Here is a 17,730-nt window from a genome sequence, read left to right as displayed (position 1 = left end):
GAATTGCCGCATATACGTCGAGCATCGACGCGTATTGTCGGATTTGTCGGTTCCGCCACACCTGCATGGACCCGAGTTCCTCGTCGAACTGCATGCAGGCGAGGTTTCCGGGATGATTCCAGGAATTGGTACGCCTTTTGAGAAGTCTCTCAACACCGACACTATGCGCAACGCAGGGGTTAAAACATGCACCAGCGCCAGAAACCTTCGCCGGAGACAATCCGGCGTGCACGCAAAGACTGTCCCACCATCCGCGGCCGCGATCTCGCCGGCAAACTGGGCATTTCGGAAGCGGAGCTCTACGCGGCACATTGCGGTTTCGGCGCGCTGCGTATCGAGCCGCGCGTCAATGATGTGCTTACCGGTCTCGAGGCCGTCGGCGAGGTGATGGCGCTGACTCGCAATGACAGTGCCATGCATGAGAAGATAGGCATCTACGACAAGGTGTTCACCGGCAACCATCGCGCCATGGTGCTCGGCAATGACATTGATTTGCGCATCTTCCCGAAGGTGTGGACGCATAGCTTTGCCGTGGAGACACGCGAAGCCGAGGAAGTCCGCCGCGGGCTGCTGTTCTTCGACGCGGCAGGCGAGGCAGTGCACAAGGTATATCTGAGACCGTCCTCAAACCTCCATGCCTATCGAAAACTGATAGACGAGCTCCAATCCTCCAACCAGGAGCCGATCATCTCGGTTGAAACGAGGTCGGCCGACAACGACGCAAAGATTCCGAACCCAGCCGCTACGGTCGAGGATCTGCGCGAGCACTGGAGTCAGCTGACCGACGTGCACCAGTTCTTTGGCATGCTGAAGGCGCTCAATCTCAGCCGCCGCCAGGCGGTGCGCATGGTCGGCGAGGACTACGCCTGGCTGCTCGACCATGCTGCGCTTGGCTCCATGTTCCATCGTGCGGCCGAAGACGAGATGCCCATCATGTGCTTCGTCGGCAATCGTGGCTGCATCCAGATCCATTCCGGCCCAATCAAGACGATCAAGCAGATCGGGTCGTGGATCAATGTGCTCGACAAGACCTTCCGCCTGCATCTCAGGACCCACCACATCCGCGAGGTTTGGGCCGTGCGCAAGCCGACCCGGGATGGCCACCTCACGTCACTTGAAGCCTATGGCGCTGACGGCAAGATGATCATCCAGTTCTTTGGGATGCGCGAGGAAGGCGCACCCGAGCGCGATGACTGGAGATTACTAGCCGAGAACCTCCCGCGCATTCCCCGTTCGACCGCTGCTTGAGGCAACACCGATGCGTCTTGATTTCCGTTCTCCCGCGGTGTGCGGGCCGCTAACTTTGCTGCCATCGCTGTGCCTCGAACGCCAACCAGGGCACAGCTGCGATTGGGGTCCGCCGCGGATCGCCTCGAGGCACAGGCTCCATTCCCACGACGTTTCCGCGTTTGGCGAGAATCGCCGCCATCGCTGCCATTGCGGTGAGCCCCAACCCGAACCCCGCGGTAAACCTGCTCAATGCAGGCAAACGTGTCCGCTGGCCGCCGGCGGGTATGTGTCAGTCAATTTTTCGGGTGCCCGTCATGTACGGCAGCGGCGGCAGGAATTGATCCAGGTGAAGTCGATTGGCGGCTGGGTCAAATTTCCAGAGGACGGCCTCCACAAAGGCATCCTCGAATTTTCCATCAGCAGCAGGGATCCCGGCGGCTGATGCCGAGCTCGAACAGCTAGTCTTAGTCTAGCGTCCGGATGCTTATGCGCGGCCCGGCATAGGTCTTCTTCCGCCTCTGGCCAAGCAAATTGGGCTTAGGCCGGCCCGAGTGCCACACACACACGAGGTGTTCCACATGGTACTTGCTATGAGCGTCTGGGTCGTTCGCATTACCCCCCGGTTAGATGCGCGTTCGCATCGATATGGACGGCATGTTCGGAACCGGTGCGCGTTACAGCTGGTGGATGAATTTCAGCGCCAATGCCGTTGAATTGGGTAAACCGTTTTTGTCAGAGACTGGTTATCGGAGCTTGCGGGCGCATTTCACGCGGAACTCGTGCCTGACGAGTTCGCGATGGAGATCATCGCCTCCGGCGGGCAGGCAGTTCCTCATCCAAACTGCGCCCCTCCGCCTAGTATTTCACTGCTGTACGTGTTTTCAGCAAATGCCGAAAGCCGGCATTATAATGAAATTCTGTAGACGGCATTTCACCAAATTGGGGTTTGTTGGCACGATGCCTTCGACAAAGATCCCGTCAGGTGGCAATTTCCCTCGAAATCCAGAAAATTAATGCCGAGTTCGGTGCAGATGTCCCGCGTCTGCGGCGTTAGAATGGGGTATAAAAATCAGACGGCTTGCTTTTCGTTAGGCCGCGCGGCTGACCGCAGTAGCTGGGAAATAGCGTCGCGAGCCTGACGGGTTGCCCTATTAATTTGACCTCAGCCAGCAATGTGCGTCTCGAGGTCGGTCCTCGAGCCTCCCTCGGATTGGTCTCAGCAATCCGAGTTATCGAGCAAGTGTCGACGACGACGCAAAGCCGCTCGCTCGCTACGGCGCTTGTGGGGGGCGCGCGGCGAGCGGCTTTTCTGCCGCCGAGCTGCGTCCGGAGTGGCAGGTGACCTCGATCGATACTCGGCCCGGTCACTAGGCTCCCCGTCGATCTTCATGCGCCATCCTGTCGTGTCTGGAACGGACAAGAATGTCTGATGCCCGCCAAATGGTAGCCTCATAGGACCGCCGCAACGCAGAATGAGTGGGGTGCCGATGGTGCGCCTGCTCGGCACGCAACTTGCTCGATTTTGTCATCGGAGGCGTGTCGGGCGGTGCGTCGCGGAGCCCAGCGATGGCGAACAGCCTTGCGATCTCAACCGAGCGTAAACGCCTGAACTCAGGAGAACCAAATGGCGACCAACCCAGTTCCAGATCATGTCCCGCCAGAAATGGTAGGCGACTTCAGCCTCTTCTCCTCGCCAGGCATGTCTCCGGCGCCCAACGGCGACCCGCACGCAGCAATCGCTTGCGTGCATGCCGGACCGCGAATCTTTTATTCGCCCTGGAACACGCGTACCGGGCACGGTGCTTGGGTCATCACTCGCGCCGCAGATCAGCGCCGGGTACTGCAGGAGACCGAAAACTTTTCCAGTCATCGCAACGTCTTCGCATCCGCACTGGGCGAAGATTGGCCGACGATCCCGCTCGAACTCGATCCCCCTTCGCATGCAGTCTTTCGCTCTTTGCTCAATCCGCTCTTTTCGCCTAAGCGTGTAACGGAACTGGAGCCCGCCATCCGCGACCGAGCGATAGCGCTCATCACGAGGATCGCCTCGTCGGGCACAAGCTGCGATGTCATGAAGGATTTCGCCTTTCCTTTCGCGGTCAGCATCTTCCTTCGCTTCGTCGGACTGCCGGAGCACCGTCTTGAGACGTTTGTTGCCTGGGCGAGAGATCTGCTCCACGGCGATAATGTGAGAAGGCCGGCGGCGGCTCGGACGATTGTAGCGTTCATAGACGAGCTGGCGGCGATGCGCCGCAAAAAGCCCGTGGACGATTTCATGAGCTTCATTGTGCAGGCGCAGGTCGAGGGCCGCAGGCTGACAGACCAGGAGGTGCGTGGCATTGGCGTGCTGGTTTTGGTGGCCGGGCTCGACACGGTCGCTACAGCCATAGGCTTTGACTTGGCCTATCTCGCGCGAAATGTGGAAGATCAGGAATTGCTCCGAAAAGAACCGGACCGGATCGTGCGCGCAGCCGAAGAACTGCTGCGCGCCTTTCCGACCGTCCATCTAATCCGTGTGGCACGAAGAGATATCGACTTCGAAGGCGCGCCGATCCGCAAGGGGGACTTTGTTTCCTGTGCCACCATGATTGCTAATCGTGACCCGGCGGAATTCGAATCTCCCAACACGATTGATCTGACCCGAGAAGGCATCCGCCACGCCGCCTTTGGCTATGGTCCCCACCGTTGCCTTGGCTCACATCTTGCCCGCCGCGAGATTGTCATTGGCCTGGAGGAGTGGCTGGCGCGCCTGCCGCCCTTTCGGATCAAGGAGGGAACAGCACCCATCACCCATGGCGGCCAACTGTTCGGGATTGAAAATCTGATCCTGGAGTGGGGCTAAACATAGCCCGGCCTGAGACGGGGCACAGACGTTGGAGGTCGCCTTGCGCATCATCGTTCACCAAGCCAGATGTCAGGGTCATGCGCAATGCGCGGCGCGAGCGCCGGCAGTCTTCAAGCTGGACGAGGCGGGTTACATCCTGCCCGGTGACATTGAAGTTGCGGACGCGGAGCAACTGCTTGCGTCGCATGGGGTGCGATCCTGCCCCGAACTTGCGCTGGAAATCGACGATCAATCCGCTGCGCGAACCGCTTCGGAGGCTACCCTCAAACCGAAGACAGAGGTCCCGGAACACGTCGGAACCGCCGAATCTGCGACAGACCCGTCGGGCCACGCAAGAATCGTCGAACTGCTCGACCGTGAGGCGATCCGCGACTGCCTCTATCGGTATTGCCGCGGGACAGACCGTGCCGATGAGGCGGTGCTGCGCAGCGCGTACTGGCCGGACGCCCATGACAGCCACGGACAGTATCGGGGTCCGGCCGAGGGCTTCATCCGGTTTGCGCTCGATGTCTTCAAGACCCGACCCCGCAACATCCATCAGATCACGAACATCCTGATCGAATTCATCGACGCGGCGGAGGCCAAAGTCGAAAGCTATTTCACCGCGCTGCAACGCGGACCGGACAAAGACGGAGAAGTGCGTCAGATGTTTCTATGCGGGCGCTACTGCGATCTGTTTCAAAAGCGAGAAGGGGAGTGGCGGATTGCCGAACGGACCGTTGTCTATGACTGGCTGGAGGAGCAGATCCCATCCTTGGTCCTGGAGGCAGAACGCTTCGGCACGCGACAGCCGATTGGAGCACCGTATCCTGACGATCCGGTCTATGCGCTCGGGAAGCGTCTCGGAACCGGATCAGTATGACTGCGGACTGTGAAACTTCCAACGCCACCGCGACATCTGCAAGGGAAAGATGGGCCGGCAGGAACCCCGGCGTGAGAGCGGCAACGCTCTGGTGTGGAACCGTGAGCGCACCGAGGACGCCGTGGCATTTGCTGGAGCTCGGCAGAGCCCCTCATCGATCCTGTACCGGCCCAATCGCTTTACGGACCCAGTTGAGAGATTTCGAAAAGGGACAATGCTGCCAGACCGAACCGGGGGAGACCGGATTATCCCCCCATCAACAACGCTATGGGTCATGGTCTAGCGCGGTGATTTCGAAGGGCAGCTCGAGGCCTGGTCATGCGGTCGACCCAAAACCCGCTGTATTGGGGTTGAGCCCGCGCCGACGTGTGCCCGGTATCCCATGTGCTCTCGGCAGGGCCGCTGCATCGCGAAAACAAACCAGGAGAACGGGACCATGTCCGCCCAGAAAGACGCATGTGTTGGCGCCGTCCAATGCCCCACCATCGAGCCGGAGAGGGGGTTCGACGAGCATGTTCTTGCCTGCGTTCTCTCGGGTGCGCTCAAGGAGGTCGAGGCTGGGGAAGCGACTGCGACGGAGTCGACAGGCCTGTCCCTCGCCGAGCTGCGCCAGGTCCTGCACGGGGGTTTGTCCGCAACCCCTATGGCAGCCTTGGCCTTGGAAGAGGTCAGCGATCCTGAGCCGGGCATGGAGGAAGAACTTCTGCGCGACCTGCTGCTGGCGCACGCCCGGTCGAGCGACCCGGCGAGCGCGCGCTTTGCCAAGATCGTCGCCCGGCGTGCCATGCACGATAACCATCTGTGGCAGGATCTTGGACTTCTCAATCGGGCCGAGCTCAACCGCCTGCTTGCCACGCATTTTCCGATGCTCGCGGCCGGCAACACCCGAAACATGAAATGGAAGAAGTACTTTTACCGCAAACTCTGTGAGGCCGAAGGGCTCTCGCTATGTACTGCGCCCAATTGCCGGGAATGCCGCGATTTCGACAGTTGCTTCGGCCCTGAGGAGGACGAACGCGAAGAGCGCATCACATTTGATTTAGGGGCCACTCTTGGTCACGAGGCCTTGAGGCCTTGATCGCCGTCGCGCCACAAGCGCTTTTCCCGGCGCCGCTGTATGGAGGAGGGGATGTTCATCGCCTCGCGATATTTGGCGACCGTGCGGCGAGCGAGATCTATGCCGCATTCCTTGAGCCGGTCAGCGATGTCGTCGTCAGAGAGCATGTTATCAAGCGATTCTTCGGCGACCATCGCTCTGATCCGATGGCGGACAGCTTCAGCGGAGTGCGCGTCACCGCCTTCGCAGGAGGCGATCGCGACAGTGAAGAAATATTTGAGCTCGAACACACCGCGTGGGGTAACCATGTACTTGTTCGAAGTCACTCGGCTGACAGTCGACTCGTGCATGTTGATCGCCTCAGCGACCGTCCTGAGGTTGAGCGGCCGCAGGTGGGCGACGCCATATTCCAGAAAAGCATCCTGCTGGCGCACGATTTCGGTGGCGACCTTAAGGATCGTCTTGGCGCGCTGATCGAGGCTGCGGATCAACCAGTTCGCGTTTTGCAAGCATTCATTGAGAAATGTCATGTCCTTCGATTTTTTGGCGGCTCGGCAGGAGACCTCCGCGACATAGCTTTGGTTGATCAGCACCTTGGGCAGCGTGTTCGGATCAAGTTCGATCAGCCATCCACCTCCGGGCGCGCGCAGGACCCATACGTCCGGTATGACGCATTCCGGCGTTCCAGACTGGAATGTGTTTCCAGGCTTGGGGTCAAGCGCGCGGATTTCCTGCAGCATGTCGAGAAGATCTTCTTCATCGACGCCGCAGCGCTGCTTCAATGTCTGAAAATCGCGTCGCGCAAGCAGCTCAAGGTTGGCAACCAAAACCGCCATCGCCGGGTCGAAGCGGTTTTTCTCGCGCAACTGTATCTCGAGACATTCGCTGAGCGATCGTGCGAAGATTCCCGGAGGATCGAGGCCCTGCAAGACGCCCAGCACCCGTTCCACTTCAGCCAGCCTGACGTTTAGGGTCACAGCCAGATCCGAAGGGCTCACCCGAAGATAGCCAGTGTCATCCAGATGACCGGCGAGCTGATGAGCAATCATCCGCTCGTGCGGTGTGAAGGCGGTTAGGGAGATCAGACCAGCGACATGGTCGTGCAACGTTTCGGCTAGGGCGACAAACTCCTCGTAGGCAGGACGTTCGCCCGGCGTGGCGTTTGTCGCGTTCGGCTGGGATTTCCCTTGCCTGGGCAGGTCCGTGGACCCTGCCCAGGTTGGTCCTTCAACCTCGCCGGTCAGCCTTTCGTCTTTTGGCGCATGCTCCAGCAGCGGATTTTTCTCGAGCTCCTGGTCCACGAACTGATGCAGTTCGGCATGCGTCAATTGCAGCAGACGAATCGACTCGATGAGTTGAGGCGATGCCGCAAGGGATTGTTTCTGAAGGAGGCTGAAGGACGATGTCATGGTCTGTCCGGTATTCCTGTCGAAGAAGCTCTCTTGGCCGTCTGATGGGTCTCTCGCAGCTCGACGCTTCTAAGCCGCCTGGCGTTTGAACGACCTCACGGGGCCTACGTCAGAGGTTCGCCCTTTGCGTCGTCCAAAGGCAGTTGCGGATGGTCGATCTGAACCAGCTCACGCAGCATCCTTCAACGATTGAAGGACGTTCTGCGGGGATGAGACGCCATAGGGGTCGGTCTCGCAGTTGTCGGAGAAACCCTCCTCCTCAAACCACTGCTCCACCACGCCATTGTTGAGCAGTGCCGCGTAGCGCCAGGAGCGCATTCCGAAACCCAGATTGTCCTTGGCAACCAGCATGCCCATTTTGCGCGTGAACTCGCCAGACCCATCCGGGATCAGCTCGACCTTCTGAAGCCCCAAGGACTTTCCCCATGCATTCATGACAAAGGCATCGTTGACCGAGAGGCAGTAGACCGCGTCGACCCCTTGTTTCTTGAAATCCTCGTAGAGATCCTCGAAATGGGGCAGTTGGTATGTCGAGCAGGTCGGGGTGAAAGCGCCAGGCAGCGAGAACAGGATGACACGCTTGCCGGCAAAGTAGTCGTCGGACGTTTTTTCTTCCCAACGGTACGGATTTGGCCCCTGGATGGAATCATCGCGAACGCGCGTGAGAAACGTGACGAAGGGGACCTTCTTCCGACCGGTCATCAACTTGCTCCTTTTGAAGAAACTGGCGCACTGGATTTTACTGAGGCTGGTGGATTGCCGCGCTGGGGTGCTGCCAGGGTGCGAGACGATGCCTACGCGGCTTCCCACTCTTTCCCCCGTCGGGTGTATGGGAAACGGCCCGGATCCAGATCCTCGGATCTCCAAACCGGGCGATGCGCGGTCTTCAGCGAGGACAACCAAGGCCGCCTGTGCCGATCGTTTAGAGCTTCGCGTGCCAGCCATGGTTCGTTGTCCGTTTTCATCGTGTTCGATGGGCTCTGACCATGAGGAGCAAGCGGCATGCCATTGCAATGAAGCTGCTCCGCACCAACGCTTCGCTCTCAGGACGACGTCGCTCACCAAGCCGATGCGTGCCATAGTCGTCACGTGTAACGCCCGGATATTTACGCTCCGCGCTGGCTTGCAAACGACGCAGCACACAGCGCAAGCCCATGCCGAGGGCGCAGGCTCGGGCACCGCAGCGAGGGCAAAGTGTGCGCCCCCAGGGTGTTTTTGTGTGCGCAGAGGCATGACTGACGCGAACGCACGCCTGGCAGCAATCCATGGCGGCCACACGTCGGCAACCGCCATGGTCAGAGTTGATGAAATCGAATTCGGCTCGGCAACGATGATGACATGCTTGGCGTCCCAACGATCTCGCCGCGCGCGCCCCTCAAACCTTCTGTGTCGCAAAGCGGACCGGAATTGTCACAAGGCCGACTGACAGGTCGCCAAGCCGCCGCTGGTTAGGGGGAGGCGCGGAACGCAAACGGGTTGCCAACTGGGCACGCAAATTGCGGTCGCGGATATGTCGGTGGGACGTCCGCAATTCGAGCGAGAGCCTCGGCTGAGCCCATGACTCGGCATTTGCCGATGATTGGCGGTCTCGCCGGCTCGCGCCGAACTGTGTGCACGTACGCTTCCTGACTTTCAAACGATCATTGAAGAGCAGAAGACGCCCTATCTCCTAAGCTCGTCGGCTCCTCCCGTGGGACGAGTTCGATGCTGTGAAGCTGTCGGCGATGGCAATTGCGACGGTGAATCCCTTGCGCTGACACCTTGCAACATCAGGACATCGATATAGGTGCGGCCCTTCAGGCGTCCTCCGGCAAGTCTCCCTCGCAATCCCTTGTCGAGCACCACGCTTCCATCTAGGCGTAGCCCATGCCAACTGAGGTGGGACCGGCCCGGTGAGCCGATGGGCTCAATTGCGGCCAGCTGTGCTTGCCTCGGTCGCACCAGGCGCAAGCGCTTCCGCCGCCGGCTTCCCAGGTCCAGGAGGCGCCGAAACCCGATCCGCTGCTGTTCGGCGAATCTTGAAGGTCGTCTGGCGACCGTGGGTCGGGCCAGCGGTTCATCAAACGGCTGAAGCTGGCCGCGATCACTGAGGCCCGGCAGCGTGCTGGCCGGATAATCCGTCTTCAGTGATCTCTCGGACCGCTCATCCGTGCAAAACGTCGGCTCCGTGACACTTGTGCCGGTTGTCGAGTCCCCGCCACAGGCTAGGCGGACCCAAGTCCGTGATTTGCGGGCGGGCTATAGGCTTGATCCGCCATTGGCACGAGCTTTGCGCCCGGGGCGAGAGGGCGGCAGCAGCCGACAGGCCCTTCACACCGCGGGTCCCGCGATGGACACAACCAACGAAGGAACCCACCATGGCACTGCCGCACCGCATCTTGGAGAGCGGGTCAGGAGATCGGTGGCCTGCGGCTCGGCTGATCGGCATCGACCTTGCTCGCGGCTTAGCTGTCTTCGGCATGTATGCCGTCCATGTCGGTCCCCTCGACAGCGAAGGCCTGGTTGGGCATGTGATGGATTTCTCCTTTGGGCGCTCGTCCGTTTTGTTTGCCCTATTAACGGGTTTTTCGCTCATCCTGATTGCCGGCCGCAACCCGCCGAGATCGGCGCTATCCAGTAGACAAGCCATTGCCAAGGTAGCAATTCGCGCCCTTATCCTGCTCGCCCTTGGCGAAATCCTGACCTATGTCCAGGCGCCGGTCGACGTCATCCTGGCATACTACGGGGTCTGCTTCCTGTTGGTCCTGCCGCTATATGGGCTCAGCGCACAGCGGCTCGGTTTGCTCGCGGCGGGGACAGCATTGGTTCTCCCGCAGGTGCGTTTCCTCCTTCTCAAAATGTTTGGCTCCCAGAGCTCGAACTCGGAGGTGTTCAACCTCCTGGTCAGCGGTACTTATCCCGCCTTGACCTGGGTTCCTTTTTTGATCGCAGGCATGGCCATTGCGCGCTTTGAACTCCGCACGCGCGCAATGCATTTGTGCCTTGGTATAGCCGGCGTCGGGCTGGCCGTGTTGGGCTTCGGGGGATCCTCGCTCGCGCTGAATTTGATGCCAGGCGTAAGCGCCGAGTTGGCTAACCTAACTCCCGAGTTCTGGTGGTCGCTGGATTTGGATCTCACAGCGAATTGGCTATGGCTTGCCTCACCTCATACCGAGACGACGTTCTGGATTTTTGGCAGCGCCGGTTGCGCAATGATCGTCGTGGCAGCTTGCTCGCTTGCCATGGATGCGCTTCCGCTTGTGCGAAACCTGGTCTCGCCAATAATATCGGTGGGCTCGATGCCTTTGACGGCCTATCTTCTGCACATTCAGGGAATATATATGCTTGGTGAACCTCACTCGCTGTCCGCGCTGTTTGGCTTTATCGTGGTTGTAAGCGTTTTCGCGGTGCTTTGGCTGCGCTTCTTCCAGCGAGGACCGGTGGAAGCGCTGATGGGTTGGATCGCAGATCGGCAACGCGACGTCCGCTAACATCACATCGCCCCGACTTTCGGATCGACTGTGATGCGCTCGCCAAACAAAACGAACCTGATCGATGGGTCGACATAGCTGACAACTAAAATATCGCGCCTGCTCGGTACATCGTGGGGCAACGCCGAGCCCTGCAACCATTGCCCTGGGCGAGGCTTTGACGAGACGAAATTCGAGTATGCTGGCGCTTGTGCGCGATGCGTTTGATGCATCTGCGCAAAGTCCGCAATTTCGGACCGAAGGAGCCCTGTCGATTTCCACGGAGCTTGTTGAACCAGCGAATAGGCGCCGTTCCGACGCTGAGGACGAACTCGCATTTGCGATCAGGTACGCCATGCGCGCAAGTGCTTGCCAAAGCTGTCGCCCTCGGTCGACCATACCGCTGGCGTGGTAAAGCTTGCTGACGGGCCACCGATGGACCGTACATCGCATCCGCTTGCCTTCGACGGCAGGCTTGTCAGGTCGCTCTCAAAGAGAGGTGGTGCAACGAGCCGACAGTGAGTTGACGCCCTGCAAGTTCGTTTCGGCGAGCGACGCGCATCCTGCGTGCGTCTTTCTCTTTGGCCTTCGGCACTCGCGCAGCCCATCGTGGGTTGGAATCGACTTTCGGATCAGCAGGCGTGCTGTCGGGAATGCCGCCCTCTCAGCGATTGTTGCGCACGATGAAGCGGGGCGCAACAGTTGAGCTACGGGCCGGCCCGGCGTTTCCTGCGGCGGATTTCCTTGGCGAGACCAGGCCTGACCGACAACTGGTCGTGGGCGGGATCGCGCCGCGCGGCTGGTGCGGCTGCATCGCAAGCGCGGCTGAAGGTCTCGCCCGTCAGAGGCTAGGTTGCGCGTTTCGGGCCGAATAGGAACACTGTGAGGGCAGCGAGGAAAGTGGCAACCGCGCTGTAGGCGAACACACTGGCGACGCCAGCATTATTCACAAGCACTCCGCCGAAGATCGCGCCGGCCGCGATGGCAATTTGGAACGTTGAGGTCATCAGCACACCGGCGCTTTCGGCCTGCTCGGGAACGGCGCGCAGCACCATCCAAGTCTGTACCCCCACCGGCACCGCACCGAAGCCAAAGCTCCATACAGCAACCGCAATGGCCGAGGCGGAGGCCGATGCTCCAGGCATCAGCAACGAGACAGCGGCTATCGCCATGAGCAGCGGCGGCAGCGCCGCGACTGCCTTGAGGCTGTGTTTGGCCAGGTATGCGCCGGCTAAATTGCCGAAGAATCCGCATACCCCCGAAACGAGCAACAGCAGCGAGATCGTCTCGATATCGAGCGCAGGAATCTTCTCGAGATAAGCCCGGACATAGGTGAAGCTGGCGAAGTGCCCAGAAGCGACCAGCAGCACCACCAAAAGCGCGACCTTGATGGTTGGCTTCTTGACCACATTCAGCAGACCGCGGAATCCAGCCATTCCGACAGGCGGCAACGTCGGAATGGCTACGAGTTGCACCAGCAACGTAACGGCATTGACGGCTGCGGCGATCATGAAGGTGGCTCGCCATCCCCAGATATCGCCGACATAGGCGCCGATCGGAGGCGCGCAAACGATCGCGACCGAAACGCCGGTGAGGATAATGGATAGCGCCCGCGACAGAAGGTGATTTGGAACCAGCCGCATCGCCAGCGACGCCGAAATTGACCAGAAGCCTCCAAGCGCAATGCCGAGCACGACGCGTGCCGCCAGGAAAACCGGCAGCGACCAGGCCACCCCCGCCAGAACGTTAGACAGGATCTGAAGCAGCATCATCGCCCACAAGACGACTCTGCGGTCCAGACGCTTTGTTATGAAAGCGATGGTCGGCGCCGAAATCGCCGCGGCAATCGCCGTCGCTGTCATCGTCTGTCCAGCCGCACCCTCTGTGATATACAGATCATGCGCGAGCGGCGTCAGCACGCTGGCAGGCAAAAGCTCTGCCGCCACAAGCCCGAAGGTGCCCAGGCCAAGCGATATGACCGCGCCCCACGCGGGACGAGACCGTCGATCCGGCTTTTCTGGGCCGGGCAGAAAAGTCTCCATGAAGCCTGTCGCGGATTGGGTCATGAATAAGCTCGCCAGCTTGCGTGCAACTGCAACAAGGGTTGGCTGCATTGACCCATTCATGCCAGAAGCACGCCGTTGCCGGGGCGTCGCACGAAGGGAATGTTCATCGCTGCCCGACATGTTGTGACAGCGCCGCCTGCAATATCAGTGCCGGTTCTCCGAGCCGGACGAGGATGCGATCGTTGGAAGGCGCCGCATCACGCAGGTTCCCTGCCGACTTCGCGGGTCAGTCTCGAACCAGCCATGCGCAACCAGCGACCTGCACGCACGTCGGATGTCCCGCGACGGGCGGCACGGAAAGCCGGTCGCTTTGCCGCCGCCTGTAGGCGTGCCAAAACTCGGGTCTTAGCTCGAAGACCCAGCCTATTTCCGCGAGTGGTCTCGAAGGTGACGTCTTGTGTCGGGCATTGTCGGGTCCGCTACATGGCTCGTTCCGACAATCAACTTGCTTGGCAGCAAACACTTGTTGGAGATCAGGCTAAATCGCGAGGCACAAAAGAAAAATCCCTGTTGGTTATAACCCAGTCTACTTGGCACGAGTCTTGAGACCCTTTCGGTGTGAGGCTGCAAAAGCTGCCCATCGGTATTCATATTGCGGGCAGCCGCGACGGATGAAAAAGGAAGGAAATCTATAATGTCAGGTCTGCGTCAGATCGCCTTTTACGGAAAGGGCGGCATCGGCAAGTCCACCACCTCCCAAAACACGCTCGCCGCCCTGGTCGACCTCGGCCAGAGAATCCTCATCGTCGGCTGCGACCCCAAAGCCGACTCCACCCGCCTGATCCTGAACTCGAAGGCTCAGGATACTGTCCTGCATCTGGCGGCACAGGAAGGCTCGGTGGAAGATCTCGAGCTGCAGGACGTGCTCAAGATTGGCTACAGAGGCATCAAGTGCGTGGAGTCCGGCGGCCCGGAGCCGGGTGTTGGCTGCGCCGGCCGAGGCGTCATCACATCAATCAACTTTCTCGAGGAGAACGGCGCCTATGACGATGTCGACTATGTCTCCTACGACGTGCTCGGAGATGTGGTTTGCGGCGGTTTCGCGATGCCAATCCGCGAGGGCAAGGCGCAGGAAATCTACATCGTCATGTCCGGGGAGATGATGGCGCTCTATGCCGCCAACAACATCGCCAAGGGCATTCTGAAATACGCCCATTCGGGGGGCGTGCGGCTCGGAGGCCTGATCTGCAACGAACGTCAGACCGACCGTGAGCTCGACCTCGCTGAAGCCCTGGCTTCCAGGCTCAATTCCAAGCTCATCCATTTCGTGCCGCGCGACAACATCGTTCAGCACGCCGAGCTCAGGAAGATGTCAGTTATCCAGTATGCGCCAGATTCCAAGCAGGCCGGGGAGTACCGCGCGCTGGCCGAGAAGATCCATGCCAATTCTGGCCAGGGCACCATCCCGACGCCGATCACCATGGAGGAGCTCGAGGACATGCTGCTCGACTTCGGCATCATGAAAACCGACGAGCAGATGCTTGCCGAGCTTCAGGCCAAGGAAGCGGCCAAAACGGCCGCCCAGTAACGACCGGTTGGTCGCCTCTCGAGTTGGGGCGTCCTGTCAAGAACGGCGCCTCGTCGGTGAGGCGTTATCAGACACCTTGAAAGGGGTCCCATGAGCCTGGAATACGAGAATGATGGTGCTCTCCATGCAAAGCTCATCGAGGAGGTGCTATCGCAATATCCCGATAAAGCGGCGAAGCGCCGCAAAAAACACCTGAACATCGCAAAGAGCGGGGATGAGGCTAGCGGGGAAAGTGAGATCCTTTCCGAATGCGACGTCAAATCGAACATCAAGTCCATCCCCGGGGTGATGACAATCCGTGGCTGCGCCTATGCCGGCTCAAAGGGCGTGGTCTGGGGTCCAGTCAAGGATATGGTTCATATCTCGCACGGACCCGTCGGCTGTGGCCAATATTCCTGGTCACAGCGCCGCAATTACTATGTGGGCACAACGGGCATCGACACGTTCGGGACGATGCAGTTCACCTCCGATTTCCAGGAGAAAGACATTGTCTTCGGCGGTGACAAGAAACTTGAACAGATCATCGACGAGATCGAGGTGCTGTTTCCGTTGAACAACGGCATCACCGTGCAATCCGAATGCCCGATCGGTCTCATTGGTGATGACACCGAGGCAGTTTCTCGCAAGAAGGCCAAGGAGCACGAAAAGACCATCGTGCCGGTCCGCTGCGAGGGCTTCCGCGGCGTTTCGCAATCACTCGGACACCACATCGCCAATGACGCGATCCGCGACTGGGTCTTCGACAAGAAGGACATCGACTTCGAGGCCGGTGCTTATGATGTCAACGTGATCGGCGACTACAATATTGGCGGAGACGCCTGGGCCTCGCGCATCTTGCTTGAGGAGATAGGATTGCGCGTGGTCGGCAACTGGTCGGGCGACGCAACACTGGCCGAGATCGAACGCGCGCCAAAGGCCAAGCTCAATCTCATCCACTGCTACCGCTCGATGAACTACATCTGCCGGCATATGGAGGAAAGGTATGGCGTTGCCTGGATGGAGTACAATTTCTTCGGACCGTCCCAGATCGAAACCTCCCTGCGCAACATAGCCAAGCATTTCGGGCCGGAAATCGAGGAGAAAACCGAGAAGGTGATCGCCAAGTACAGACCGCTTGTCGACGCCGTCCTCTCCAAGTACCGGCCGCGCCTCGAAGGCAATACCGTCATGCTCTACGTCGGTGGCCTGCGCCCCCGCCACGTAATCACAGCCTACGAGGACCTCGGCATGGTCATCGTCGGCACCGGCTACGAGTTCGGCCACAACGATGATTACCAGCGCACCGGTCATTACGTAAAGAACGGCACGCTGATCTATGACGACGTTACCGGCTACGAGTTGGAGAAGTTCATCGAGGGAGTTCGCCCCAACCTCGTGGGCTCTGGCATCAAGGAAAAATACCCGGTGCAGAAGATGGGCATTCCGTTCCGTCAGATGCACTCCTGGGACTATTCGGGACCATATCACGGCTATGACGGCTTTGCCATTTTCGCACGTGACGTGGATCTTGCCATCAACAATCCGGTCTGGGACCTCTACCACGCGCCTTGGAAAGAACGCCCGCGTAGTGGGCAGGCGATAGCTGCCGAATAGACGCTCAGTCCTTGGCCTGGTCTCCCCAGAGAGACCGTGAACCCCGCGAGCTTATGAGCCTCGGGATTGGAAACGTTTCGACTATCTGAGCTGCCGAATGCCGGGGCCAGATTAAAAAGAGGAATACCAATGCCGCAGTCGGCCGAAAAGATTCTCGACCACGCTCCCCTGTTCCGCGAGCCGGAATACAGGCAAATGCTCGCCGAGAAGAAGCTGAATTTCGAATGTCCGCACCCGGATCAGATCGTTACCGATCAAGGCGAATTTACCAAGACCTGGGAATACCGCGACAAGAACCTCGCCCGGGAAGCGCTCGTGATCAATCCCGCCAAGGCCTGCCAGCCGCTTGGTGCCGTGTTCGCGGCCGCGGGCTTCGAGCGGACCATGTCCTTCGTCCACGGCAGCCAGGGCTGCGTGGCCTATTACCGCTCGCACCTGTCCCGCCATTTCAAGGAACCTGCTTCGGCGGTTTCCTCCTCGATGACCGAGGACGCGGCAGTGTTCGGCGGCCTGAAGAACCTGGTCGATGGGCTTGCCAACACATACCAGCTTTACGACCCGAAGATGATCGCAGTGTCGACGACATGTATGGCCGAGGTCATAGGCGACGACCTGCACAGCTTCATCCAGAACGCCAAAGACGAAAACTCGGTCCCGCCCGACTTTGACGTGCCCTTTGCCCACACGCCAGCCTTCGTCGGTAGCCATGTCGATGGCTATGACGGCATGCTCAAAGGTATTCTGGAGCACTTCTGGAAGGGCCAGCAGCGAACGGAGGCCAGGGGGAGCATCAACGTCATTCCGGGCTTCGACGGTTTCTGCGTTGGCAACAACCGGGAGCTCAAACGTCTGCTCGATGTGATGGGTGTGTCCTACACCTTCATCCAGGACGCGTCTGACCAGTTCGACACGCCGTCGGACGGGGAATACCGCATGTACGACGGCGGCACGAAGATCGAAGAGGTGAGGGGGGCACTCGACGCCGAGGCGACGCTTTCGCTGCAACACTACAACACCCGAAAAACGCTGGACTATTGCGGGCAGGTTGGGCAGGCCACGGCTTCCTTCCATTATCCGCTCGGCGTCCAGGCGACTGACGAATTGCTGATGAAGGTCTCGGCGCTTTCTGGCAAGGAAATCCCCGAGGCAATCCGGCTGGAGCGCGGCCGACTGGTTGATGCCATGGCGGACAGCCAGTCTTGGCTGCACGGCAAGAAATACGCGATCTATGGCGATCCGGACTTCGTGTACGCCATGGCCCGCTTCGTCATGGAAACGGGCGGCGAGCCGACCCATTGCCTGGCCACCAACGGCTCCTCGGCCTGGCAAGCGGAGTTGCAGGAACTGCTTGCATCCTCGCCCTTCGGCAAGGATGCTCAGGTCTGGGCGGGCAAGGACCTTTGGGCGATGCGGTCGCTGCTCTTCACCGAGCCGGTCGACCTGCTGATCGGCAATTCCTATGGCAAGTATCTGGAGCGCGACACCGGCACGCCGCTGATCCGGCTGGCGTTTCCGATCTTCGACCGGCACCACCACCATCGCTTTGCGCTCATGGGCTATCAGGGCGGATTACGCGTTCTGACCACGATCCTCGACAAGATCTTCGACAAGCTCGATCGCGAGACGAGCCAGACGGGCGTGACGGACTATTCCTATGACCTCACGCGCTAGAAGACACCGACCGGCTTTTC

At 59.8% G+C, this 17,730-nt stretch carries 11 protein-coding genes and 1 pseudogene; 9 read left to right on the top strand and 3 right to left on the bottom strand.

Annotated elements, in window-relative coordinates:
- The first annotated feature begins 186 nt into the window (after positions 1–186).
- The 5 genes and pseudogenes from AC0NIL_RS29710 to AC0NIL_RS29690 all read left to right on the top strand — a co-directional run bounded on the left by AC0NIL_RS29710 (position 187) and on the right by AC0NIL_RS29690 (position 6,015).
- Positions 187–1,248, top strand: coding sequence for a hemin-degrading factor (locus AC0NIL_RS29710; protein ID WP_473573916.1), 1,062 nt, complete (start codon positions 187–189; stop codon positions 1,246–1,248).
- 1,606 nt (positions 1,249–2,854) lie between these two features.
- A complete protein-coding gene (locus AC0NIL_RS29705) occupies positions 2,855–4,072 on the top strand; it encodes a cytochrome P450 (RefSeq protein ID WP_473573917.1) in 1,218 nt (405 codons plus the stop codon).
- Between the two features lie 31 nt (positions 4,073–4,103).
- Positions 4,104–4,238, top strand: a pseudogene (locus AC0NIL_RS29700) (ferredoxin); the annotation flags it as partial.
- Between the two features lie 174 nt (positions 4,239–4,412).
- Positions 4,413–4,937 carry a nuclear transport factor 2 family protein gene (locus AC0NIL_RS29695; RefSeq protein ID WP_473573952.1) on the top strand — a complete coding sequence of 175 codons (525 nt, stop codon included), beginning with the start codon at positions 4,413–4,415 and terminating at the stop codon, positions 4,935–4,937.
- Positions 4,938–5,373: 436 nt separating this feature from the next.
- Positions 5,374–6,015, top strand: a complete 642-nt coding sequence (locus tag AC0NIL_RS29690) for a nitrogen fixation protein NifQ (RefSeq protein ID WP_473573918.1) — start codon at positions 5,374–5,376, stop codon at positions 6,013–6,015.
- Here the strand turns inward: AC0NIL_RS29690 and rpoN are convergent.
- On the bottom strand, positions 5,994–7,403 hold the full coding sequence (gene rpoN, locus AC0NIL_RS29685) for an RNA polymerase factor sigma-54 (RefSeq protein ID WP_473573919.1): 1,410 nt from the start codon (positions 7,401–7,403) through the stop codon (positions 5,994–5,996). The two genes, AC0NIL_RS29690 and rpoN, sit on opposite strands and share 22 nt — an antisense overlap.
- A gap of 168 nt (positions 7,404–7,571) precedes the next feature.
- Positions 7,572–8,105 (bottom strand): redoxin family protein, encoded by a 534-nt coding sequence (locus tag AC0NIL_RS29680; RefSeq protein ID WP_473573920.1) that lies wholly within the window; start codon positions 8,103–8,105, stop codon positions 7,572–7,574.
- Positions 8,106–9,760: 1,655 nt separating this feature from the next.
- Between AC0NIL_RS29680 and AC0NIL_RS29675 the strand changes: the two genes are divergently transcribed.
- Positions 9,761–10,873: a DUF418 domain-containing protein gene (locus tag AC0NIL_RS29675; RefSeq protein ID WP_473573921.1), complete on the top strand. Its 1,113-nt coding sequence runs from the start codon at positions 9,761–9,763 to the stop codon at positions 10,871–10,873.
- 827 nt (positions 10,874–11,700) lie between these two features.
- Here AC0NIL_RS29675 and AC0NIL_RS29670 read toward each other — a convergent pair.
- The gene (locus tag AC0NIL_RS29670) at positions 11,701–12,918 is read right to left on the bottom strand and encodes an MFS transporter (RefSeq protein WP_473573953.1); all 1,218 of its coding nucleotides are present in this window, start codon (positions 12,916–12,918) and stop codon (positions 11,701–11,703) included.
- Between the two features lie 634 nt (positions 12,919–13,552).
- Between AC0NIL_RS29670 and nifH the strand changes: the two genes are divergently transcribed.
- The 3 genes from nifH (at position 13,553) to nifK (ending at position 17,710) form a co-directional block, all read left to right on the top strand.
- Complete coding sequence (nifH, locus tag AC0NIL_RS29665; protein WP_404926324.1) at positions 13,553–14,446, top strand: nitrogenase iron protein; 894 nt, start codon at positions 13,553–13,555, stop codon at positions 14,444–14,446.
- Positions 14,447–14,536: 90 nt separating this feature from the next.
- Positions 14,537–16,039, top strand: a complete 1,503-nt coding sequence (nifD, locus tag AC0NIL_RS29660; RefSeq protein WP_473573922.1) for a nitrogenase molybdenum-iron protein alpha chain — start codon at positions 14,537–14,539, stop codon at positions 16,037–16,039.
- A 129-nt stretch (positions 16,040–16,168) separates the two neighbouring features.
- The gene (gene nifK, locus AC0NIL_RS29655; protein ID WP_473573923.1) at positions 16,169–17,710 is read left to right on the top strand and encodes a nitrogenase molybdenum-iron protein subunit beta; all 1,542 of its coding nucleotides are present in this window, start codon (positions 16,169–16,171) and stop codon (positions 17,708–17,710) included.
- The last annotated feature ends 20 nt before the right edge of the window (positions 17,711–17,730 follow it).

It is taken from the genome of Mesorhizobium sp. WSM1343, from assembly GCF_055901535.1.
This window is presented reverse-complemented; position numbering and strand designations above follow the sequence as displayed.